The sequence below is a fragment of the Caenispirillum bisanense genome (genome assembly GCF_039523075.1).
Taxonomy (GTDB): domain Bacteria; phylum Pseudomonadota; class Alphaproteobacteria; order Rhodospirillales; family Rhodospirillaceae; genus Caenispirillum; species Caenispirillum bisanense.
The window spans coordinates 68,012-91,192 of record NZ_BAAAEP010000003.1 but is presented as its reverse complement, the minus strand read 5'-3'; the positions used below and the strand labels follow the sequence as shown (position 1 = coordinate 91,192).

Here is a 23,181-nt window from a genome sequence, read left to right as displayed (position 1 = left end):
TTTCGCTCATGGCGCCTCGCAAACGGACCGTTAGAGCGGCGGTGCCTTATGCGGAATCCTTTTTGAGGATCAGGCCGTTGATGATCGAGTGGGCGCTGGAGCCGGGTCATGGGCAAGAGCTATTCACTGGATCTCCGAGAGCGTGTTGTGGAGTTTGTGCGATGCGGCCACTCCAGGAAGGCGGCCGCGCGCCACTTCGGGGTGAGCGCGAGCTTCTCGATCAAGTTGTTGCAGCGTGTGGAGCGGGAGGGTTCTTGCGCCCCAAAGCCGCAGGGGCGGCCGGCGGGGAGCGGGAAACTCGGCCCTCACGCAGCGTTCCTCATCGCGGCCGTGGAGGCCAAGCCCGACATCACGATGCCCGAGTTGGCGGCGCTGCTGGAGCGTGAGCGGGGCGTGTCGGCGGCGCCATGCTCGCTGTCGCAGTTCCTGTGCAAGCACGGCTTCACATATAAAAAAACAGCTCCTGGCCTCGGAAGCCGCCCGCGCCACCGTGTCCCATGAGCGCCACATCTGGACGACGCGGCGCCAGCCTCGGATGAGGCTCGAGCCCGACCGCCTGGTCTTCGTCGATGAAACCTCGATCACCACTCGGATGGTGCGTCTGCGCGGCCGCAGCCTGCGCGGAACCCGGCTGCGCGCCGAGGCGCCCTTCGGGCGCTGGGGAACGCAGACCTTCATCGCCGCCCTGCGCCTGCACGGTTTGACGGCGCCGTGGGTGGTCGACAAAGCCATCGACCGCCACCTCTTTGACGTCTGGGTCGAAACTCAGTTGGCGCCGAGCCTGTCGGCCGGCGACGTCGTCATTCTCGACAACCTCGCCGTCCACAAGAGCGCAAGGGCCGCCGACTGCCTCAGGAGCCGCGGCGCCTGGTTCCTGTTCCTGCCGCCCTACAGCCCGGACCTCAATCCCATCGAGATGGCGTTCGCCAAGATCAAGGCCCACCTCCGCGCCGCAGCGGCCAGAACCTTCGACGGACTATCCGCAGCCCTTGGCTCGATCTGCGATCTCTTCGACCCTGACGAATGCTGGAACTACCTCAGGCATTCCGGATACGCGTACGATTAATCCACCGCCGCTCTAGAGCCGACGAGAGGCTATTTCAGCGGTATCGGTTCAACAAGTGGTTTCCGTGCTGTCTGCTGCTGCGGGGCTCAACTGGCGGCAGATCAGCACGCCGGTAAAATGTCGCACCAACCACTTGCGGATCGAACGCCGGCTCGATCCCTCTGTCTGTGAGCACCGCCTTCATGCTCGGAAGCGAGAGCCGATGTTCCCTGCCCAGTACGAACAGAGTCACGTAGCTTTGATCAAACTCTTCGAGGTCGCGGGGCTCAACGACGTATTGCCGCCTTCGGGATATCGGATGCTTTACAGTTTCTGCGGCAAGCCATCCATGGGCGATGAGCGCGTCGATCACGGGGCGGGACCATCGCATCCGCTTTCCAACCTGCGCAATTGATAGCCCTGGGCGCTCTGGCCGCCTCAGCGCGCCCCGGACTTCATCAGGATCGACTACAATCCCCAAGAAGCCCCTAACCTCCTGCCGATGGTAAATTTCGGACAGTTTGCCGTTGAAGATCAGCTGAACTATCTCCAGGGCGGAGCAATTTGCCCGCTTGGCAGCAGTAGAAATGGGTATCCCCCCAAATTTCTCGGGCACTGCCCCGCGAACATGAGAAAAAAGCCGCTCCAGAAAACGGTCCAAATCTAGCCTGTCGAACCCATGGACGCTCAGTTTTCCAGTTGGTTCAACGAACGGCACAACGATCCCCGCCCTGTGCAGCGTGTCGAAGTGCACCCACGGCGCATTGACGTACTTGGCCGCCGCCGTTTTGGACATGCAGCGAGAAAGACGGGCTACGACATCAGACGCCTTTTCATCAACGACAAAAACCGCTTTGTGCGCGCTCAGCCGGGCAGCGCTCTTATCCAGGACACCAGTAGCGACGAGTAGCCGCTGAAGACGATTAGGATGGGTGCTCATATCCTCCGAAAGAGTCAGGACCGATTTGACGCGCTCAGCGCCTAGAGAGACGCCATAAATTGTGGTGTTTTCTCGCAGAGGCTGCCACGAGAACATCAGGTTGCGGATCGTGTTCCGGAGAAATTCGTATGAAGCGTCGTCTCTCCGGTATTCAAGCCATTGCGAAAGCGCCCCATAGAACGCGTTCACAGAGGTGGCGTTCTTGCTCCGCGGCCAGCGGTCCATGCTGGTTCGCAGGAACGCCTCAAGTGGATCCGCGCCGGCTGCGAGAATTGAGAATCCTTGCTTGCCAGCGTCTCGCCGTTGCTCGTCGGTGAGCTTTTTCAAGATGAGCTTGGGCCCGAAAGTAGCGAAGGCGCCCAAGATCAGGCTGGCCTGTGCGACAGCATAAAACGGGAGCGTATCAATCAGGTCGCTGACTGCTGGAACGGGCCCATTTAAGCGCGCGCAAAGGTACTGTTCCAAGCCGGTCGGCGGGCGTCGCCATGCGGAGGCCCGATGGCTCTCGATGTTTTGGATGAAAGGCTGAACCCGCCGGGCAAAGTCTAAGGACACGTTTGCCCGCCATTCAGCGTTCTGCGGCTGGACGTCGGCCGCAACGAGGGCCAGTTCGTGTTCGACGCAGGTCGATATGGGCTCGAAAAGCCAAGCAAGGCGCCCGGCTGGAGCTGCGGAGCCTACACTGGGGTGGGTTTCGAGATCGCGGGCAATGCATGCCGGGCAGACCATGATCCGCCGCATGGACCGACGCAAAGCCTGCTCGAGAACGTTGTTCCCGCATGTAAATTTGGCACCAAGCCCTCGCAATGCCGAGGGTAGTAGCTGCTCAATATCGACGCCCGCGAGGGTGGAGAGCCGCGAAAGCGCACTCGGGGTTCCGGCCACCACGTCCTGAAAAACAAGGCCGACATCAAGGCAAAACTCAGTAACGGACGGGCACCGATTTCTCAAGGCAAGCCGGGAGCATAGGCTGGTTGCCGTCTCGCCGGGAATGTAGGGAACGCGCAGGTTAAGCATGTTACCTCTCCTCCGCCGAAACTGGTGGTCGGAGCCGCGAGTTCTCTGGCCGAATCTCGTGCCACCGCGATGACAGGAAGATGTTCTCGGACGGTTCGCAGCCTCGTTCCGAGGCATAGGCCGCGGCAAAGTCACACATCTGGATGATGCCATTGAACGTCGACCGTTCGGCTGCCTCCAGGACGGCAGAGCGAATCAGGTCGATGACGACGCCGAGCGCCCCACCTGTGGCGTGGCAAAGCCGATGCACGAACTCGTCGGTGGCCAGGTCTCCAAGGCCCATGCCGCCGTCCGTCTCCACGATGGTATTCAGCAACACCTCCCGAATCAGGCCGGTGCTGGCGGGGAAGGACAAGCAGCCGAACTCAAGGGTGCGGCTCCGCCGTTCAAGTTGGCGGTCGCGGCCCAGAAAAGATGAGACTGCCGGCAGGCCGGAGAGCAGGAAGCTGACCGGCCAGGAGCGCCGCTGCACCAGGTTCTTGAACGTGTCGGAAATCGCCGCTACCTGAGCATCGTGCTTTCCGTCGAGTACGTGCTGGAACTCGTCCACCCAGACGAACCGCACCTGGTTGGCTTCAAGGTGGTCACGAACCTTTTCCCAGGTCAGATGTTCGCGCAGGTCGCGATGCAGTTCGTACCCCATTGCGCTCAGAAACGTGCGGCCGAGTTGCTTGAGGGTGCATGGCCGCGGCGCGATCACACAGAGGGTCGATTGCCCCAGCGCGGGGACCGCAGACATTGCGCGCTTGATGGCCCTAGTTTTCCCTGCGCCCGGGTCTCCGATCACGGCGAGGATTCTGCCCTCTGGATGCGGGCCCACCAATGAGGCAAGAGTGACGTCAACCCACCGATTGATCTCGTTGCTCAGCGTCTTGTCTCGGCGGCTCGAGAAATACCGCTTCTGCATCCGTTGTGTCAGCTCGTAGCGGTGCCGCCGCGCGGGGTCCATGCCCCCAAGGAGGTCGTCCAGTCCGTCCATTCTCATGACTCCTGCTGCCAATCGGCTGGACCGCCGAACTCGTCGTCGGTCGCCTCGAACATGTCGGAGGCACCCGGTGGGGCTGAAGGTGGGAGAACCTCGGTGGCGCCGAGCAGTTCTTCGTCGGAGGCATCAGAGTCGTCGGCGAATTCGAAGGAACGGAACAGCTCGCGCTCGGCCGTTTCGACATCTTGTAGCGTCAGAACAGGCTCGCCAATCTCCGCCCGCTTGGTGGCCATGGCCGCTGTCTGCCGGAGGTCATCCATGGCTTGTCGCACCACGCCCTTTGACAGCGCCGCCATATCGGCATGCCGACGCTTGAGATCCTGCGCCGCCGCGATCCACTCCCAGACGCTGGTTCCCGCGATCTCCTTGAACACGCATGGCACGGAGAGCCAACCCTGCTCAAGCTGCACAGAGATGGCGTGGAGGTCGTGCCGATTCACCCGTATGGCAACAAGCTTCCGGTCGTCGATGATGCGCAGCTTCTGCAACTCCTCGCTCTGAAAGTGCAGGCCAAGGAAGCGGATGCCGCGATTGTCGATGTGTCGGGTGGTCGTAATGCCGAATATGTGTCTGCGGATAGTCTCGTTAGGCGGGAGAGCGATCGAGTAGAGCCCCATGAGGCGCCGCCAGGCGTTGCGCGGGGTTTCTCCGGCCAAGCCTTCGTGCGGGAGATTATGGTAGATGTCGACCGCGTACCTGATCAGGACCCTGTTCAATTCTTCGACATTGATGCAGGCGTTCCCCTCAGCGTCGTAATCTCCTTTGATGATGGCGTTCTCGAAGGTCTGCCCGGGAAACAGCGGCAGGAGCTGGGACTGAACGGTCAAGAAAAACCGCTCGACAGTGCCGCGGAGGTAGGGCACGCCCCCGGGGGGGACCTCGTGCGCAACTCCCAGATCCCGGAGTGCCGCCTGTGTCGCAACAGCGATGAATGCTGCGCCCCCGTCGGTGACAAGGGTCTCCATCACCCCATGCATTTCCCATTGGCCGTTTAGCCCGACCGCATGAGAAGCGGTGTCCTTAGGGAACACCGCCATTTCCAGGGCCGAGATCGCGCTCTCGCTACTGGGCGCGGCGACCAGCAGGCGCATTGCAAGGATGCAGCGGGTGGCGCAATCGATAGCCAACGTCAGCCATGTGCGAGTACGCTGTACTGCAGCCTTTGACTTAGGCGAAAGTCGGGACCAGAGCCCGGCTTCCACCAGTAAGGTTTGGAGCGAGACGTTGTACTCGTCCATCTCTACCCGCTCCAGGGCACGGATGACGTCAGCTCCTCGGTGGACGAGGGCAAAATGCTGCAATGCCGCTGCTCGGCCGTACCGGCCCGCATACAGCGCAAACGGCGAAAATTTGCCGATCATCCGCTCGAAGGAGCGCCGGCCGATTTGGCGCAGCGGGGGAGCGCCATTTTGCTCGCGCTCGCCATTCTCGTCGACCAGGGCGTCCTTGTAGGTGTCATAGACTTCCGCCTTTTTCGGTCGGTTTAAGCTTACAGCGTTCCATGCGTGCTTAAGCGCGAACTCCCTGCTGTCGCCGTCAGTTCGAGGGATTCTGTTGCCGCTACGATGGTGGCCTTCTCGGAGCGCCATGGGCTCAAGACCGCTGCCCACATAGGCGGTGAGCCAGCGCCGGAGAGATCGCGGCGACGGCGGATCGAAATACTCATTCTTCCGCCCGCACCTGCGAGGCTTGCCGTGCCGGGCTGCTTCAAGGTGCAATAGCTCGGTATGAATGCGCGCAATCGCCCGACTCATTGCTTGGTCGGATCGGGTAACGCTCGCTTCCGAAGCTTCCAGGCGCAGGAAACGCTCGCAGTATTCAAGTCGCCAGAGAATCTTGTGCTGCTCGGAGGCAGGGAGATCGGAGAGAAGCGTCGTGGCGGCCGTCAAACGCTGCCTTGCCTTATTTGGGCCGTACCAGTTGCGATGAACGACGAGTGTCTTCGCAGCTAGCCGATCTTCAATTTCAGCGTGGTCAAGAGAGATCGTGAGGCCTCTATCATCTTGAAAAGGCCTGAAGACGTAGCCGGCCTGGTCTCCCGAGACCGGGGTGAAATCAATGCCGTCAATCTGGACGCGGTCAACCGAAGTGAGCCGATACCGGGTGACAGGACGGGGCAGACGCGTTGCTCTAGTCATAGCCGCACCTCCCTCACTTCGCTGCCGCACGGCGGAGGTAGGTGAGGTAGTCAATCTTTCCGCCCTCCCCTGGCTGCAGTAGACCGTCATCAATGAGGCTGACTACGGCGTTGAAGCCCCGCGCCCCAATTCCTGCACGGGCGACGAGGTCTGCGAGTCTGAAGCTGCCCGGCAGGGTTTCGACAATGGCTCGCATGGCGGCAACATCGGCTTCAATGCGGCAGACACGGCCACGTAGAAGCAGTTGGGCGTTGAACACCCTGTCCCGTGTGATGTGTCGATCGGTCCGCAGCAGGTAGGCGTCAGCAAACCGCGAACCAATTTGGGCGCGGACCAGAGAGAGGGTAGTCTGGATGCCACTGCTTTTGACTTTCGCCTCTGGCTTCACCGCGATCGCGAGCCGTTTTCCATCGACGGTCGTGACTAGGAAGTCGAAGGTATGGCCGCGAGTGCGTCCGTCTGGCGTCATGTAGTGCACCGCCGGCGGCTGGTCGGCGATGTGGCTGACGTCCCGCCTGGCTAGAAGTATTTCCGCCAGCCCGCGCTCGAGGCGGCTTTCGAAGACGAGTTCCCGGCCACTGGCTTGATCGACCAGCGTCCCGCGCACTGAGCCGCGGCCTCGCAGGGGTGGGCGACGGCTCGCCTCCGACGGGCGGGTAGGCCGCCACGGGGTGCCGGTATTGGCATCTCGGTCATGTGCGGCCCGACATAGGGCAGTATCATCCGCAGGCGTCGCCGATAAAACCTCGAGTTCGTCGAAGCCGGCACGGATGTTCAGTAGGTGGCGTAAGATAGCTCGCTGAGACATGAGTCCCCCTTCCGAGCGACGGGAGGTGTCGCTCCGGCTTGCAAAGGACCTCACGATCTGGCATAGAGAGGATGTAACTGCCCTCTACGCAGGGATCGTCGAGATCGGTTAAAGCGGTCAAAGACGTCAGAGACGACATGACCCCACCGTTGGCGCGGTGGGGTTGTTCGTTTCTGACGCCGGCTCTAATGATGACTACATTGGAGAGCCTCCGGGTTGCTTGCACCTTAATATCCGGAGGTCACGCAGGCACGTCCAGTCTTTTTATCTGCTTTGTGAAATGATAGATTAATTTTTTTGGCAAGCATTGTTGCCTTATTCGTTCTTGCGTCACAGTCAGCGCCATCCAATTTTATTATTTAAAGTTGATGTCGTGCGCCATCTTCTTTTGACCGGCATTTCTGTGTTTTGTAGGACCTTCTGAAAACGACGGCGGGCGCGAGTTCCTGCCGGAAAGAATTAGGGCGCGCTCCACAGAGCACGCCGCTCGATTCTGCATTCCGGGACGCCCGGTCCTTCCGGGCCAATCAGCGGGCGTTTATGAGGCGCTGGCAACGCTGCGGTCGCCGAAAGTTTGGTTGAAGATCTCGCGCATCTTGTAAGCCATTGCTTCGCTCTGGCAGTCGATTCGCACCAGAGGCGTTTCGATCGACTTCACCGCCACGTGCAGGGAGAACCGTCTCTTGAATGTCCGGCCACGATCATCGACGCCGGTGTCCCAGTGGATGTCCCAGGAGCGAACGTCGTCAGACTTCAGGAAGCGCGCCGGGTCAAACGGCTCCGCATAGCCGCCGATGTAAATTTTCCGCTCGCCAACAAAGGCAGCAAAAAAGCGCAGGGGACCAAGAGAGTGGCTTGTAAGGCGATAGGAATAGTCGGGCGCCCGCCCCATGCTTTCGGCGATCGCAGCCTCAAGGGCTTCCTGATCTGCTACCCCCTTCTTGTGCGACTTCCATAGGGCATAGAAACCGCAGCCGGCTGCCGCTACTGCCAACCACCAGTACCAAGTCATTATGCCCCCTCTCGATTAGGCGAACCGGCCGACCATGGGCGGGCCGGTCGCGCCTCCGCGGAATCAGCAGCTCCTGCAAAGTAATACGTGACTATAGTCCGTGGTTTGATGCTCCACAAGATGCTCGCCTGTCGCTATGAATGCACAGGCGCTTGTGGCTCGAAATCTGAGGCGGATTCGCGTTGAGAGGCGGCTCTCGCAGGAGAGCCTTGCCGTAGATGCGTCTATCGATCGGACCTATGTGAGCCGTTTGGAACGGGAACTGGAGAATCCAACCGTTGCCGTTCTGGAGCGCTTAGCGAACGCACTAAAGGTCGATATCCGGGAGTTCTTCACCGAGCCAGTCCCTGGCGCTGCACCACCGGAGACCTTGCCGAAGGGGCGGCGGCCTAAGAAGTAGCTGTGGCGGATGGCGATCTCTCGTCGCAAGGCGCACCTGTGCGCCCATTGAGACTCAGCGGCGTTTGCAAATACTGTGACAGGGGAGACTTCCCCCTATCCGCGTATCTTTTCTGATAATTCCGGGAACAAATACCGTAATGCCCCAGCGTAAGGCAGAGCAGCAAAGTGAGCGCCTGGCGAAGCGGCAATACGTTCCTTGAATCCGACTTTACGTTGCCGCCAAGTTCCCTTGCCATCCTCGGCGTCGACTATTGCCTCGGTTCCATAGGCCTTGAGCGCAAAGCCGAATGGAACCAAGAGCTCGCTGTGGCTTTCTGCTACTTGATGGGCTACTTGAATCAGCTTCGTGTAGCGGTAGCCTGCGGGGCGCCCCAGTTTGGCACTCAGCAAGACCGCCACCGCGGTGACGAAAGCCGCATGCTCATCGGGAACCTGAGGAAGCGTTAGCCCACGCTGAGCCGCTTTCCCGACCGTGGCTTCCCAGGATAATAACGACGATTTATCGAGGCCCATTCGGATGTTCTTCTCCGTCCAATAGGAAAAGATCTCCTCCCGTAGAGCCTCATCAAGGCGTTCGGCTTGCCTTTTCGCCGCCTCCTGCACGACTTCAGCGTCCCGGGCATCAAAGTCAAAGAGGAACGCCCGCTGCCCGACCGAGTCGAGGGTCAGCTCATCAAACCCAATCACAGCTTGCTGCCACCGTTCCGCCCTGGCGTCGTCGTCCAGATGGGGCTCCCTATAGTGGCAGCGCAACATGAAGCGCCCCTTTTCCCGAGACAGGCGCCATGTCTCCTCGTCCACGACCAGAATATTGGAGTTGTTCGAGAAAAGGATGTCATCCTCGGTCATCCGCCGATGTTCCGGATCGAACCGCCGGAGGATCCAGACCAGCAGAGCGCCATCTTCAAGATAAAAGGCGCGTCGCCCCCGAACCACGTCAAGGAAAGTGGTGGTCAGTTGCGCCTCGAACGCTATTCGAATGCCATTGTAGACTGCCTGCACGTCAGGTCGCCGAAGGCGGTTGCCTACCTTGGCACGCCATGTTTTTTCAACTGCAACCTCGGAGAAGCCGCCATCGGCCGAAAGGCTTTCAACAATGCGGTTTTTCGTTATTTTGTGAGCATCACTTTCACGGGCCCCATTATATTTCAGTGCCCTAATTGTGTCGTGGTCTAGGTTCGACCTCGTGACCGCCGGGCACGAACCGTCCTCCTCAATGTGCCTAAAGAAGAAGCGCTTCTGTTGAGATGCGCTGAGGCGCACCGCGACTCCGCACAAAGGGCAGACCAAGCGCGGTTTCTTCTCCCTGATGGCATCCGATATGACGTCCCGCAGACCTCCCACAAGTCGATCGTAGCGGCGCCCTTGGATAAGGCGGCGGCTTTCAAATTCGGCACCGCTACGGAGGCTTAGAACTCTTTCAATTTCTGGGGCATCGACCGCAATTGCTGGCTCCGCCGGGTTCCTCATGACATTCCTCGAAACCATCGGGCGGCTCCCCTCTGGTGCGGCAGTTTACCAGGCCAGATCACGCGCTGCGCTTCATGTCGATGAGCGACACCCCCGGGGGGCGCTGAGGGCAGCACAGGCGAGCAACGGCAGCTATAGCCGCAGCGGCGCGCTGTTGCGTCGCTTGGGCCAGGGTATGCCGCGCACCGGCCAAATTATGGTGCGCGGCATAGCAGTGCCGCCTCCCCGGCCCAACCGCCGGGGCCTCATTGAAGCGGTCCGTTCTTGCAGACCTCGTTGCGGTACATGGCTGCCTCCCCGGCCCAACCGCCGGGGCCATTGCACCTCCTGGCCCCATTCACAAACCCTGTCACCTACACACCCCCACCCCCACCCCAACCACCCCCCACACCACCGCCCCCGCCAGCTGTGCCGGCCACCAGGGCAGTGCCAGTCCCAGCATCATCAGCAGCGCCGCCGTGCCCGACAGCGCCAGCAGCGGGCGTCCGACGGGCAGTGCCTGAGCGGCGGGGGCCAGGGTGAGCGCCACCAGGGCGGCGCGGACCAGCGCCGGGTTGGCCGTCGCCCAGCCGGCGGCCAGCAGCATCAGCCCCAGGGCCAGGAACGCCACCACGCCGGGGCGCCAGCGGCCACCACCGGCGGCTGGCAGCAGCGCAGCGCCGAGGGCCACGGCCAGCCAGGCCGACGATGCGGTGCCATAGCGCCAGGCTTCCCACTGCAGCACGCCCGCCGCCACCGCCAGGGCCAGCAGCAGCAGGCCGAGGAACCGCCGCCCTGCCAGCCCCGCCAGCAGCGCCGGCAGGGCGGTGGCCGCGGTCAGCGCCAGCCACAGCGGTGGCTCGGGCAGGAAGGTGATCGCCAGCCGCCCCACCCCCCAGGCGACGATGATCGCCGCGCTCCACCCGATGCCCGCCGGCACCACCCCGCCCCGCGCGGCCACCAGCAGCGGCATGGCGGCCAGGGTGACCTCGTGCAGCAGCCAGGCGTCGGCGCCGAGGGCGGCGGGAACGGTCAGCAGGCCCAGGTGCCACGCCACCCACAGCACGCCGGTCAGCAGCAGCTGAAAACAGGCCAGCAGCAGGAGGACGGGGGAGTCAGCAGATCTTGTCATCGCTCGCATTCGGTCGGCTGAGCATGGGCCAGTAGCGCCACAGCCACAGCAGGAAGGAGCCGGCCCACAGCACCGCCGCCAGGGCGTGCGGCGGTCCCGGCGGGGCGGGCATGAGGCCGAGGTCCGGCCCCACCCGCAGCACCACGGCGGCCACCAGCAGCGCCACGGCGGCCGGCACCGCGCGGGGCAGCATGGTCAGGCGGCGGCCGGTGTGCATCAGCCCGGCGACGGCGAACACGGTCAGCACGGCGAGGCCGAGCCCCCCCATCATCACCAGGTGCAGGGCCGGCGTTTCGGGAAAGGGCGCCCCCAGCCGCGCCAGCCCCATCAGCCCCAGGCCCAGGCCGGCCATCAGGCTCGCCAGGGCCGGGGCCAGCAGGGCGGTGCGGAAGGCTTCGCGGCCGACGAAGACCTCGCCGGTGCGGTCGAGGAAGGCGGCTCCGGCGCCGATCAGCAGGTATCCGGTCACCGCCGGCGACAGCCCCGCCACCGTCCCCGCCAGGGCCACCGCCGCCATTCCCGGCGCCAGGTTGAGGCGCCCCGGATGCGGCCGGTAGGGCGAGGTGGTCTCGGTCGGGTCGAGGATCAGGTTGGTGACCGGCACGGTGATGCGCCCCAGCACCAGCCCCAGCAGCCCGACGTAAACCAGCGCCACCGCCTGCAGCGCCGCCGCCGCCAGCTCCACATCGGCCAGCACGATGGCCGCCTGCAGGGTCACCCCCGCCGCCGCCAGGGCCGACAGCCACAGCACCATGCCGAGCAGCCGGGCACGGCGGCGGCGCACCAGCACCACCAGCACATAGACCGGCAGCGCCACCAGCCACAGGGCATCGGCCACGGCGCCGACCAGGCTCAGCGGCGCCGCCGCCAGCAGGCCGGCCAGCCGCCCCACCGCCCACAGCGCCGCCAGCACGAACAGCGGCCGGCCGCGCAGGCGGTCGATGTTGCTCCATTCCGGCACCGCCGTGGTGACGAAGCCGATGAGGGCGGCGCCGAAGCCGCCGACGAGCATTTCATGGCCGTGCCGCAGGGTCGGCGGCAGCGGCTCGTCGAAGGGCAGCGCGAAGCCGCCGACAATGGCCCACAGCACCGGCCACAGGGCCAGATGCAGGGCCGAGAGGGGGAAGAACAGCCGCAGCCCCTCGTCGCCCAGGATCGGGGCCAGCGCCGCCAGGGTCGGGGTGCGGGTGCGGGGCCGGCGGCGGACGGTCGCGGTCATGCCAGCCGCCTTTCGTCAACGTCGTGGATGTGGCGGAAGACGGGGTCGTCGGCGAGCAGGTCGGCGACCAGCCGGAACAGGTCCATGTCGCTGCGGCCGCCCGGTTCGCCGGGAACCGCCCGCACGCCGAGGATGCCGCGCCCGGACACGTCCATCACGGCGATGCGGTGGGCGATGCGGGCCGCCTCCAGCAGGTCGTGGGTGATGAACAGGGCGGCGAAGCGCATCTGCGCCGACGCCTCGATGACCAGATCCTGCATCCGCCGCTTGAGGGCGACGTCGAGGGCGGTGAAGGGCTCGTCGAAGTACAGGAAGTCAGGCTCCACCACCAGCGCGCGGGCGATGGCGGCGCGCTGGCGCATGCCGCCCGACAGTTCGGCCGGGTATTTGTCGAGATCGCGTGCCTCCAGCGCCACCCGGGCCGCCGCCTGCTCCGCCCGCGCCCGGCGGTCGCGCCGCGACAGGCGCCCGAGCCGCAGCGGATAGGCGATGTTGTCGCGGGCGGTCGCCCACGGCAGCAGGCGCGGTTCCTGGAACACCATGGCGTGGCGGCGGTAGGCGCGGCGGACGCTGCCGCGCACCGGGTCGACCACCCCGGCGGCGATGTGCGCCAGGGTGCTCTTGCCGCAGCCGGACGGCCCGACCAGCGCCACCACCTCGCCGGCGGCCATCGTCAGGTCGACGGCGTCGATGACGGTGCGCCCCAGGTAGGCGTGGCCGACGGCGCGCAGCGTCAGGGCCGGGTCGTCCATGCGACGTCTCCTCAGAAGGCGGCCTTGATGCCCATGTAGAACGAGCGGCCGTCCCCCGGCATGAAGGCCGCCTGATCGGGCCGCGCCTGGTCCACCACCAGCGACGACGAGGCATAGGTCTCGTCGAACAGGTTGCGGGCCTCGCCATAGAGGGTGATGCCGTCGGTCAGCTGGTAATCCGCCCGCAGCGACACGGTGGCATAGGCGTCGCGGTAGAGCGTGTTCATGTTGTCCACTGGCGTGCGGGTGGGCAGCCAATCCAGCTCCGCCCCCACCGCCAGCGCATCGGTGACGGCATAGCGGGCCGACAGGGTGACGACATGCTCGGGCGCCCCGGCCAGGCGGTTGTTGCCGCGCACCGGGTCGTCGTGGAAGCGGAAGTCCTGGTAGGTATAGGCCAGCCGCGCCGTCAGGTCGTCGGTGAGGGCGGCGGTGGCGCCCAGTTCGACGCCGAAGTGGCGGGTATCGTCGGCATTGACGGCACCGAGGGAGGCGCCGGTCTCGTCGCGCAGGCTCAGCAGTTCGTCCTTCACCCACGAATAGTAGGTCACCGCATCCACCGCCACCGGGCCGAGGCGGCCGCGCCAGCCGGCTTCGACGGTGGTCGCGGTCTGGGCGTCCAGGTCGGGGGTGCGGTAGGCCGCCGCAGCCGCCGCCGGAGCGGCCGGATTGGGGCGGCCGGCGCTGCTGTTGGGGGTGCCGTTAACGGTCGCCAGCAGGTCGTCGTGGGTCGGCGGCTCGAAGCTGCGGCTGATGGCGGCGAACACCATGTGATCCGGGTGCGGCCGGTAGGACAGGCCGAGGCTCGGGCTCACCGCGGAATAGGTGCGGTCGTAGCTGGTATCGCCGGCCGGCACGGCGCCATTGGGAAGGCGCACCGACGGGTTCATGGGGCTGTAGGCGGCGGTCGGCCGCAGGGCGGCGCCGAAGGTGTCGGTGCTTTCGCGGGTGGCGTAGGCGTAGGTGACGGCCGGCGACAGGGTCACCTGCTCGCCCAGCGGCAGGTTGAGGCCGGCGTGCAGCGACAGGGTCCGGGCGTCCAGGTCGTTACGGCCGAACAGCGGCCCGCGGGTGCCGCCGAGGTTGAGGTAGTCGCTGCGCTCCGCCGAGCCGACCACGTAGCGGATGCTGGTGTCGACCAGCGGCAGCGGCGCGGCGGCGTCGGGGGCATAGGCATAGCGGGCGACCAGGGTGGCGTCGCCGCCCTCGATCTCGCGCACGCCGGAGGAAATGGGGAAGCGGAAGGCATCGTCGGTGTAGGTGTAGCCGGCGCCGACGTCGATCAGGTGGCTGTCGTAGGTGAAGGAGGTGCGGTTGCCGATGCGGTACTGCTGCGACTCCCGCTGCGGCCGGTCGCGCAGCACGTTGGGGCCGGGCTGACGGGCGACGCCGCCGACCACCACCGGCCCGCGATGCACCGCCTCCGGGTCCGCCTCCAGCAGCGACTTGGGCAGCGGCCCGGCGACATCGAAGCTGAGGTCGGTGAAACCGGCGAAGAAGCGGGTGGAGATGGCATCGCTCAACTCGGCGCCGAGGTTGGCGTCGATGCTGGTGCGGTCGGAGCCGTTGTACTCGCGGTATCCGTCGCGCCGGCTGTGGCCGAGCTGGACCAGCCCGTCGACATCGCCCAGGCGGCCGCCGGCCTGCAAGGTCCCCTTGGCATGACCGAAACTGCCGCCTTCCGCCGTAACCACCACGCCGGGGTCGGAGGTGCCGGTGGGCGACACGAAGTTGATGGCGCCGCCGAGCATGGCCGCCCCCAGGCGGTTGGCGGTATAGCCGCGATAGACCTCGATCACCTCCGCCGTCCGCGGATTGGCGAGGCCGACGATGTAGGAGCCGTCGGCGCGGTTGAGGGGCAGACCGTCCTGCAGGGCGAGCACGCCGCGCTCCACCGGGTTCTGCTGCAGGCCGGAGCCGCGGATCTGCACCCGCGGCTGATCGTTGCCGCCGAAGAAGTCCTGCACCACCACCCCCGGCACCCCCGACAAGGCATCGGAAAGCGTCAGGTCGGCGCGGCCCTCAAGCTCGCCGGCGGTGACCACGGCGGTGCCGCCGGGCAGTGCCTCCAGCACCTCGCGCGAGCGGTCCTCGGGCCGCAGCGCCGTGCCCTCGACGCTGATGGGCGCCAGCTGCACGGTGGCGCCGGGCGTCGCCGACTGGGCCCAGGCCGCCGCCGGCGCCACGGCCGCGGCGAGCCCCGCCAGCAGGGCGGCGTGCGAGACCATGCGCAGGCTTGACAGGTGTCCCTTCATCACATACCCCCTCATAAACGATAGTGAGTCGCATTCTCAATAACGGATACCCCTGCCCTGGCTCCTTGTCTTTGGTCAAGTCGGGGGGACGGCGGGCGCGGAAGGCCGCCGGGTCAGCGCTTGACGCCCCACGGCCGTGCTGCATCGCGCCAGCGCTCGAACTCCGCCCGCACCGGGTGGACCAGCAGGTACTCCACCGCCACCAGCCCGGCGACGGCGATCAGCACCCAGGCCAGGGCCGTGGTGACATCCAGGTTGGAGCGCGCCAGGGCCAGTGCCCCACCGATGCCGCCGGTATTGGCCAGCAGTTCGGCCATCACCGCCACCTTGAAGGCGGTGCCGAGGGAGACGGTGAGGACCGGGAACAGGTAGGCCGAGACATGCCGCAGGCCGAGCGTCCACAGCCGCAGCAGCGGCCCGGCACCGAAGGCCGTCGCCATGTCGTCGAGCTTGCGGTCGCGGGCCATGACGCCTTCCGCCACGCCGACGAAGGTCATGGGCGTCGCCGCCACCAGGATGGTAGTCAGCACCGTGCCGTCGGAGGACCCGAACCAGATCATCGCCAGCACGATCCAGGCAATCGGCGGCACACCCAGCAGGACGGTGACGATGGGACGCATGGCCCGCATGGTCGCGGGCGAATAGCCGGCGGCGAGGCCGGCGGCGGCTCCGGCGGCGGCGGCGAGCAGGAAGCCCTGGGTGGCGCGGCGCACCGTTTCCACCACCAGCGCCTGAGCCTCGGCATCGGCCAGCAGTTCCGCCGCCCGCAACAGGGTGGCGGCCGGGGCCGACAGGATGAAGTCGCCGTACAGCTCGTGCCCGGCCTGCCACGCCGCCGCCACCAGGGCGAGGCCAGTGAGCCCGGCCCAGGCTGACCACAGGAAGCGCCCGGCCCGCGCCAACCGGTCGAGCAGGAGGACTGTCATGGCCGCCGCTCCCGCCTAGAGGTAGAAGCCGGCGGGCGGGATGCCGCCGCCGACGATGCCGGGGTCGGCCTCCGCCAGGCTGGCGAACACCGCCTCCAGCACCGGCTGCGCCTCCCGCGCCGGGGTCGCCACCAGGTTGGAGTGGCGCACGGACTCGGCGATGACCGGCTGCGGCAGGCCGAGGGCGGAGGCGGCGCCGGCGGCGGCCTCCAATGGGGCGGCATTGACCTCCGCCACCGCCGCCGCCAGGGCGGCATGAACCGCCTGCACCACCTGCGGATGGCTGTCCAGGAACCCGCCGGTCACCCCCAGCCCGGCCTGCGGCAGGGCGGGCGGCAGGCCGGTTATGCGGGCCCATTCGGCCTGCAGGTCGATGACCCGGGTCAGGGTGGTGCCGGCCAGCGATGCCCTCAGGATCGCCGCGCTGGCCGCCGGTTCCGGCAGCAAGGCGGCGTCGATGCGGCCGGTGGCGAGCAGTTGCGCCGCCTCCATGGGTGTGCCGGTGAAGCGCAGGTCAAGCTCCGCCTCGGCGATGCCCTCGGCCCGCAGCAGGCGGCGGAAGATCACGTCCGGCGTGTCGTTGCGGAACGGCACCGCCACGCTGCGCCCCTTCAGCGACGCCAGGGTGGTGAGGCTGCCATCGGCCGCCGCGACGTAGAGCAGGCCGTTGGTCAGCACGTTGACCAGCCGCACGTCCATGCCGCGGTTGAACAGGTTGGCCGCCGCCTGGGTCGGCAGCACGAACAGCTGCATGGCGCCCGAGGTGAGGCCGGCGCGCAGCTCGTCGGGGTCGCGCCACGGCTTGAAGGTCACCTTGTCGGCGACGGCGCGCAGGCGGCCGGTGGCGATGGCATGCACGAGCAGGATGGACGGCCCGGCCGGCGGCCCCCACAGGGTGAGGCTCCGCAGCGGCTCTGCCGCCCGCACCCGCGTCACCCCCGGCACCACCGCCGCCGCCCCTGCGGCGGCCAGTCCGGCCAGCACCGTCCGACGGTTCAAGGATACCATTGTTCCACCTCCACCACGGCGACGGCGACGGTGGGCGCCGCGCAAGCCCCTGATTTCTCCGCGGGCTTAGCGCGATTGAGAATTGTTTGCAACTTCTGTCGTGCCAGGAGTTACCCGGCATCAAGACCATACGGCGAAGGTCCGGGACTGTGAGCCGCCCGCGGGACCAACCTCGGCGCTGGCAGAGGCGCGCAAAACAACCGGTCGCGGCATCCGGCATATCCTCTTTTGAATTGAGGGTAAGGGGGCCTCGGCGTATAAAAGGGGGTATACCGAAGCCCCCCGAAGCTCCCGGTGGGCCCTCGACGGTTCTGCTGTCGGACGAAGGCAGGTTGGGGCGCTGGGCATGCACGATGACCACACGCGGATGGACCTGGCGGGCCACCCTGGCCGGCCTGCTGCTGGCTGTTGCCTTCTGCCCTGCCCCCGCCCCTGCGGCAGCGGCGGAGAAGGCCCGGCCGCTGCGCTTCGCGCCCCTGCCCATGGAAGCGCCGGAAACGGTCATCACCCAGGTGCGCCCCATGCTGGCGTATCTGGAGCAGCGCCTGGGCGTCGACATTGAAATCGTCTACAGCACCGATTACGGCGAACTGCTGGACAGGTTCCGGGCCGGCCAGGTGGATCTCGCCTACCTCGGGCCGCTGCCGTACATGACCCTGCGCGACGGCTTCGCCGCCGCCGAGCCGCTGGTCCGCTTCCGGGAAGCCTCCGGCAGTGCCGCCTATACCTGCGCCCTGGTGGCGTGGGGCGATGCCCTTCCCGACCTCGCCCGACTTAACGGCGCCACTCTGGCGCTGCCGCAACCGCTCAGCACCTGCGGCTATCTGTCGACGTCGGCCCTGTTGCGGGCGGCCGGCAGCGACATCGCCGCCACCCGCTGGCGCTACCTCGGCGCCCACGATCTGGTGGCCCTGGCGGTCATCCGCGGCGAGGCGGAGGTCGGCGGCCTCAAGACCGCGATCGCCCGCAAGTATGCCCACCTCGGCCTGCGCATCCTGGCGGAGACGGAGCCGCTGCCCTCCTTCGCCCTCATCGCCAACCGCGACACGGTGGCGGCGGCCCAGCGCGACGGGCTGGTGGCGGCGCTGACCGCCCTCGACCCCGCCGGGTCCGACAAGGACCGCATGGCTCAGTGGGGCGTCAACTTCCGCTACGGCGCCGAGCCGGCCGCCGACGGCGACTACGACGCCCTGCGGGCCATGGGCGGCTGGCACGACATCCCCACTGGCCCCGGCCCCATCATCCCGGAGGGCCGGCGATGAGGCGGGCTGCGGTGACGGTGCTGCCGTTCCTGCTGGCGGGGCTGCTGGCCGCCCTGTTCCTCGACTACGTGCGCGCCGACAAGGAACGCCAGTACCTCGCCCAGTACACCGAGTTCCTGTCCACCGCCTATAGCGCCAGCATCCAGATGTACAGCCTGGCGACCCAGACCGTGTACCAGGAGGTGGTGGCGCGCGACGACATCCTGGCCCTGCTGGCGGAGGGCGCGGCGAGCACCGGCGAGGCCCGCGCCCTCGCCCGCGGCCGGCTGTACCGGGCGCTGTATCCCGCCTACCTGAACCTGGTGGAGAACAACGTCCGTCAGTTCCACTTCGTGCTGGCCGACGGCACCAGCTATCTGCGCATGCACCAGCCCGACCGCGCCGGCGACGAGGTTCTGAGCGTCCGCCCCGCCCTCCGCCTCGCCAATGCCGAGCGGCGGCCGGTGCAGGCGTTCGAAGCCGGCAAGATCATGTCCGGCTTCCGCTTCGCCTATCCCATCGCCTACCACGGCCAGCACCTGGGGGCGGTGGAGATCAGCATTTCCTTCCAGGCCATCCGCGAGGCCATGGCGGCGCTCGACCCGGCGCGGGAGTATGATTTCGTGGTCCGGCGGGCGGTGGTCGCCTCGGTGCTGTTCGACGGGCAGGAGCAGTTGTACACCGAATCCGCCATCCACCCCGAGTTCTGGGTGGAAGACCCGCTGCCGGAGCTGTTTCCCGACGTTCCCGACCTCTCCCCCCTCAGCGGTGCCGCCAACCTCAGCCTGCGCGACGACGACGGCGTCCAGCAGGCGATGAACAGCGGCGACACCTTCACCGTCGGCGCCCGCGCCCAGGGGCGGGATGTGGCCGTGTCCTTCGTGCCGGTGCGGGATCTGACCGGGGAACTGGCCGGCTACGTCATCTCCTACACCCCCACCGAGATCCTGGCGGTGTTCCGGCGCGAGTTCCAGGTGGCGCTGCTGGTGGTCACCCTGGTCCTGGCGCTGACCTTCGCCCTGGTCTGCCGCCTGCTGCGCCAGCGCGCCGCCCTGGCGCAGGAGCGCAACCGGCTGGAGGTCATCACCCAGACCATGGCCGACGGCCTGTACGTGCTTGATGCCGAGGGTCGCGCCACCTTCATCAACGCGGCCGGAACCGGTCTCATCGGCTATGGCGCCGGCGAGGTTCTCGGCCGGTCCATCCACGACCTGATCCACGGCCATGCCGTCTCCGGCGGCTTGCCGCTGGAGGACTGCCCCATCTTCCGCACCGTGCGTTCCGGCCAGGCCTATCAGGGCGAGGAAGTGTTCGTCGGCAAGTCGGGCCGCTCCTTCCCCACCGAGGTCAAGAGCGTGCCGCTGGTGGAGAACGGCGCGGTCCGCGGCACCGTCACCGTGTTCCGCGACATCACCGCCCAGAAGGCGCGCGAGCGGGAGCGGGAAAGCATCATCGCCGCCCTCCGCCACTCCAACGAGGAAATGAGCCGGCTGGCGGAAGTCATGGCCCACCACCTGCAAGAGCCGGTGCGGCGGGTGGTCACCTTCGCCCACCTGCTGCGCCGCCGCATCGGCGAGACCTGCACCGGCGCCGAGGAAACCCACGGCGTCACCTTCGCCAAGCTGGAGGCGGAGGCCATGCAGATGCGCAGTCTCATCCGCGACGTGGAGATCTACCTCGCCGCCGGTCAGCCGCCGCGCCAGGTGGAGCGGGTGGACGCGCGGGCGGTGGCGGAGGAAGAACTGGCCCACCGGGCGGCGGATCTGGAGGCGGTGGGCGCCGAGGCGACGGTGGGCGACCTGCCGGCGGTGAACTTCGACCGCCGCCGCCTGCGCTGCATCTTCGAGGCGCTGATCGACAACGCCATCCGCTACCACCGCCCGGACCGCCCCCTTCGCCTGAGCATCGACGCCCGCATGGACGGCGACCGCGTCGTCTTCCGGGTGGCCGACAACGGCCACGGCATTCCGCCCGAGTTCCGGGAGCGCGTCTTCCGGCTGTTCGAACGCCTGCACCCCGATCCCGGCAGCCGCAGCACCGGCATCGGCCTGTCGCTGGTCCGCCGCCTGATCGAGTGCGGCGGCGGCAACGTGGACGTGGCGGCGGCGGCCGAGGGCGGCGCGGCGGTGGTCTTCGACATCGCCGCCGCCGACCCGGCACCGGCGCAGGCGGAGGCGGTCGCAACCGCCGCCACCGCCGACGCCTGACCCCGCCTCCGCCTCAGTGGCCGCCCATCATCATGCGATACCGCACCTGATCGAACACCACCGCCAGGATCAGCAGCAGGCCGAGCAGCACCATCTGCATGTAGGAACTCACCTGCGACAGGTTCATGCCGTTCTGCACCAGCACGATGAAGAAGGCGCCCAGCACCACGTTCTCCACCCGCCCGATGCCGCCGCGCAGGGAAACGCCGGCGATGACGCAGGCGGCGATGCTCTCCAGGGCGATGGTGCCGCCCAGGTTGGCCTCGCCGCTCTCCACGCGGGCGGTCAGCAGCAGGCCGGTCAGCGAGGCGATCAGCGAGCACAGCACATAGGCGAAGATCTGCGTCCGCCGGGTGTTGATGGCCGACAGGTGGGCCGCCTTGATGTTGCCGCCGACGGCGTAGACATGGGCGCCGATGCGGGTGCGGGCCATGATCACCCACATTACCGCCACCGCCACGGCGGCGACGATCACCGGCACCGGCACGCCCCACAGGCGGCCGAAGCCGAAGGTGTCGGCGAAGGTGAAGGGAATGCCGGAAACCGGCACGCCGCCGGTCAGGAACAGCGAGATGCCGGCGGCGACCGAGCTGACCCCGAGCGTCATGATGAAGGGCGACACGCCGAAGAAGGCGACGCCGACCCCGTTCACCGCCCCGATCACCAGGGCTGCAGCGAAGCCGGCGAAGGCGCCGAGGGCGATCACCAGCCACACCGCGTCGGGAAAGACCGTCGCCAGCGCCACCATGGCCATGGCCGACACCACCGACGTCACGGCGATGGCCGCCCCGACCGACAGGTCGAAGCCGCCGGTGATCAGCACCAGCATCTGGCCCATGGACACCAGCACCAGATAGACCGACTGGCGGGCGACGTTGACCAGGTTGTCGAGGGTGAGGAAGCGGTCGGACAGGCCGCCGAAGATGATCAGCGCGCCCACCAGGAAGAACGGCAGCACGCCAAGGCGGACGAACAGGGCGCGGGCAACCGCCGGCAGGCCGGCGTGGCGCGGCGCGACGGCGGCGCGGTCGGGCGTCGGCGCGTCGGTGACGGGCGTCGCGGTCATGCGGGGACTCCAGGCTGGGCGAAGAAGTGGGACAGCACCGCCGCTTCGGTGGCGGCCTCGCCCTCCAGCTCGGCGGCGATGCGGCCGTGGGCGAAGACCACCAGGCGGTGGGCCAGGTTCATGACTTCCGGCAGGTCGGAGGAGATCACCACCACCGCCTTGCCGGCCTCGGTCAGGTCGCGGATGAGGCCGTAGAGGCTGGCACGGGCGCCCATGTCCACCCCCACCGTCGGCTCGTCGAAGATGTAGAGGTCGTAGTCGCCGCCGAGGCCGCGGCCGAACAGGGTCTTCTGCTGGTTGCCGCCCGACAGCTGCGCCACCAGCCGACCGCGGTAGGCCGGCGGCAGGTCCACCCGTTCCGCCACCGCCTCGGCACGGGCGCGGATGCGGCGCCACGGCAGCAGTCCGGCGCGGCCGGCGCCTTCCTCCCCCCCGGCCAGGATGCCGTGGGCGAGGTTGTCGCGGGCGGTGAAGGCCAGCTGCAGGCCCTCGGTCTTGCGGTCGGCGGTGAGGTAGTAGGCGCCGGCCGCCATCATGGCCCGCGTCGGCTGCCCGGTCATGTCGCGCCCGCCCAGGCGGACGCGGCCGCCGCGCACCGGCAGCAGGCCCATGACGGCGCGGAAGCTGCGCGACTTGCCGGAGCCGACCAGCCCCGCCACCCCCAGCACCTCGCCCCGCCGCACCTCCAGGTCGACGCCGTGGACGCCCCAGGCGTGCAGGCCGGTGACGCTCAGCAGCACCTCGCCGGGGCGGCGGGCGATGACGGGATAGACCTCGGCGATGGCGCGGCCGGCCATCATCTCCACCAGGTGCGCCTCCGACGTCTCCGCCATGGCGACGGTGCCGATGCGGGCGCCGTCGCGCAGCACCGTCACCCGGTCGGCGATGCGGGCGAATTCCTGCATGCGGTGGGAGATGTAGATGATGCCGACACCGCGCGCCTTCATGCGCAGGATGACGTCGAACAGGTGGTCCACCTCGCGGTCGGTGAGCGAGGCGGTGGGCTCGTCGAGGATGAGGATGCCGACGTCGCGGTGCAGCGCCTTGGCGATTTCCACCATCTGCTGCTCGGCGCGGCTCAGGCTGGCGACGCGGCGCTGCGGGTCGATGGCGAAGCCCAGCCGGGCGAACAGGTCGGTGGCCTTGCGCACCATGGCGGCGCGGTCGATGAAGGGGCCGCGCCGCGGCTCGTCGCCGAGGAACAGGTTCTCGGCCACGGTCAGCGTCGGCACCAGGGAAAATTCCTGGAACACGGCGGCAATGCCCGCCGCCCGCGCATCGGCGACGGAGGCGAACTGCACCGCCTGCCCGCGCACCCGGATTTCACCGGACGACGGCTGCGAGGCACCGGCCAGCATGGAAATGAGGGTCGACTTGCCGGCACCGTTCTCGCCGAACAGCACATGGACCTCGCCGGAACGCAGGTCGAAATCCACCGCGTTCAGGGCGACCACGCCGGGGTAGCGCTTGGTCAGCGCCACCGTCTCGACCAGAGGGGTCTGGGTCATGAAGGAACCCCACAGTCTGAAGAACGAATACGTCAGGGCAGGTGCGGAACGGCCCGCCGGGCGCGGCAGGG

At 67.2% G+C, this 23,181-nt stretch carries 18 protein-coding genes; 4 read left to right on the top strand and 14 right to left on the bottom strand.

Going from position 1 to position 23,181, the window contains the following annotated elements; all coding sequences use genetic code 11:
• Positions 1-108 precede the first annotated feature (108 nt).
• Positions 109-1,066, top strand: a protein-coding gene (locus ABD056_RS03215) for an IS630 family transposase (RefSeq protein WP_343864350.1) whose coding sequence is annotated in 2 segments (ribosomal slippage) — positions 109-459 and positions 461-1,066 — 957 coding nt in all. Because the reading frame shifts where the segments join, the coding sequence is not laid out codon by codon here.
• Between the two features lie 34 nt (positions 1,067-1,100).
• On the opposite strand, the gene ABD056_RS03210 is transcribed toward ABD056_RS03215, so the two are convergent.
• The 5 genes from ABD056_RS03210 to ABD056_RS03190 all read right to left on the bottom strand — a co-directional run bounded on the left by ABD056_RS03210 (position 1,101) and on the right by ABD056_RS03190 (position 7,945).
• On the bottom strand, positions 1,101-3,002 hold the full coding sequence (locus ABD056_RS03210; protein WP_343864348.1) for a TniQ family protein: 1,902 nt from the start codon (positions 3,000-3,002) through the stop codon (positions 1,101-1,103).
• A gap of 1 nt (position 3,003) precedes the next feature.
• Positions 3,004-3,981, bottom strand: a complete 978-nt coding sequence (locus ABD056_RS03205; protein ID WP_343864346.1) for an ATP-binding protein — start codon at positions 3,979-3,981, stop codon at positions 3,004-3,006.
• A gap of 2 nt (positions 3,982-3,983) precedes the next feature.
• On the bottom strand, positions 3,984-6,125 hold the full coding sequence (locus ABD056_RS03200) for a hypothetical protein (protein WP_343864344.1): 2,142 nt from the start codon (positions 6,123-6,125) through the stop codon (positions 3,984-3,986).
• A 13-nt stretch (positions 6,126-6,138) separates the two neighbouring features.
• On the bottom strand, positions 6,139-6,732 hold the full coding sequence (locus ABD056_RS03195) for a TnsA endonuclease N-terminal domain-containing protein (protein WP_343864342.1): 594 nt from the start codon (positions 6,730-6,732) through the stop codon (positions 6,139-6,141).
• Positions 6,733-7,471: 739 nt separating this feature from the next.
• Positions 7,472-7,945, bottom strand: a complete 474-nt coding sequence (locus ABD056_RS03190) for an alpha/beta hydrolase family protein (protein WP_343864341.1) — start codon at positions 7,943-7,945, stop codon at positions 7,472-7,474.
• Positions 7,946-8,081: 136 nt separating this feature from the next.
• On the opposite strand from ABD056_RS03190, the gene ABD056_RS03185 reads away from it, so the two are divergent.
• Positions 8,082-8,345 carry a helix-turn-helix domain-containing protein gene (locus tag ABD056_RS03185; RefSeq protein ID WP_343864340.1) on the top strand — a complete coding sequence of 88 codons (264 nt, stop codon included), beginning with the start codon at positions 8,082-8,084 and terminating at the stop codon, positions 8,343-8,345.
• A 95-nt stretch (positions 8,346-8,440) separates the two neighbouring features.
• Here ABD056_RS03185 and ABD056_RS03180 read toward each other — a convergent pair whose 3' ends face one another.
• The 7 genes from ABD056_RS03180 to ABD056_RS03150 form a co-directional block, all read right to left on the bottom strand.
• Entirely contained in the window at positions 8,441-9,817 is a 1,377-nt protein-coding gene (locus tag ABD056_RS03180) for a DUF6035 family protein (RefSeq protein WP_343864338.1), read from the bottom strand.
• 349 nt (positions 9,818-10,166) lie between these two features.
• Positions 10,167-10,928: a hypothetical protein gene (locus ABD056_RS03175; RefSeq protein WP_343864336.1), complete on the bottom strand. Its 762-nt coding sequence runs from the start codon at positions 10,926-10,928 to the stop codon at positions 10,167-10,169.
• Positions 10,912-12,147, bottom strand: coding sequence for an NnrS family protein (locus ABD056_RS03170; protein WP_343864334.1), 1,236 nt, complete (start codon positions 12,145-12,147; stop codon positions 10,912-10,914). The genes ABD056_RS03175 and ABD056_RS03170 overlap by 17 nt, the downstream gene beginning before the upstream one ends.
• A complete protein-coding gene (locus tag ABD056_RS03165; protein WP_343864332.1) occupies positions 12,144-12,899 on the bottom strand; it encodes an ABC transporter ATP-binding protein in 756 nt (251 codons plus the stop codon). Before ABD056_RS03165 ends, ABD056_RS03170 begins: the two co-directional genes overlap by 4 nt.
• Before the next feature lie 11 nt (positions 12,900-12,910).
• Positions 12,911-15,154, bottom strand: coding sequence for a TonB-dependent receptor family protein (locus ABD056_RS03160; RefSeq protein WP_343864330.1), 2,244 nt, complete (start codon positions 15,152-15,154; stop codon positions 12,911-12,913).
• A 113-nt stretch (positions 15,155-15,267) separates the two neighbouring features.
• Positions 15,268-16,080 carry an ABC transporter permease gene (locus ABD056_RS03155; RefSeq protein WP_343864328.1) on the bottom strand — a complete coding sequence of 271 codons (813 nt, stop codon included), beginning with the start codon at positions 16,078-16,080 and terminating at the stop codon, positions 15,268-15,270.
• 15 nt (positions 16,081-16,095) lie between these two features.
• Positions 16,096-17,088, bottom strand: a complete 993-nt coding sequence (locus ABD056_RS03150) for an ABC transporter substrate-binding protein (RefSeq protein ID WP_343864326.1) — start codon at positions 17,086-17,088, stop codon at positions 16,096-16,098.
• Positions 17,089-17,441: 353 nt separating this feature from the next.
• Between ABD056_RS03150 and ABD056_RS03145 the strand changes: the two genes are divergently transcribed.
• Together ABD056_RS03145 and ABD056_RS03140 are read left to right on the top strand one after the other, a co-directional pair.
• Positions 17,442-18,350, top strand: a complete 909-nt coding sequence (locus ABD056_RS03145) for a PhnD/SsuA/transferrin family substrate-binding protein (protein WP_343864324.1) — start codon at positions 17,442-17,444, stop codon at positions 18,348-18,350.
• A complete protein-coding gene (locus ABD056_RS03140; protein ID WP_343864322.1) occupies positions 18,347-20,536 on the top strand; it encodes an ATP-binding protein in 2,190 nt (729 codons plus the stop codon). Before ABD056_RS03145 ends, ABD056_RS03140 begins: the two co-directional genes overlap by 4 nt.
• Positions 20,537-20,549: 13 nt before the next feature.
• Here the strand turns inward: ABD056_RS03140 and ABD056_RS03135 are convergent, their stop codons facing one another.
• Positions 20,550-21,602: an ABC transporter permease gene (locus ABD056_RS03135; protein ID WP_343864320.1), complete on the bottom strand. Its 1,053-nt coding sequence runs from the start codon at positions 21,600-21,602 to the stop codon at positions 20,550-20,552.
• A complete protein-coding gene (locus ABD056_RS03130) occupies positions 21,599-23,110 on the bottom strand; it encodes a sugar ABC transporter ATP-binding protein (RefSeq protein WP_343864319.1) in 1,512 nt (503 codons plus the stop codon). The genes ABD056_RS03135 and ABD056_RS03130 overlap by 4 nt, the downstream gene beginning before the upstream one ends.
• Between the last annotated feature and the right edge of the window lie 71 nt (positions 23,111-23,181).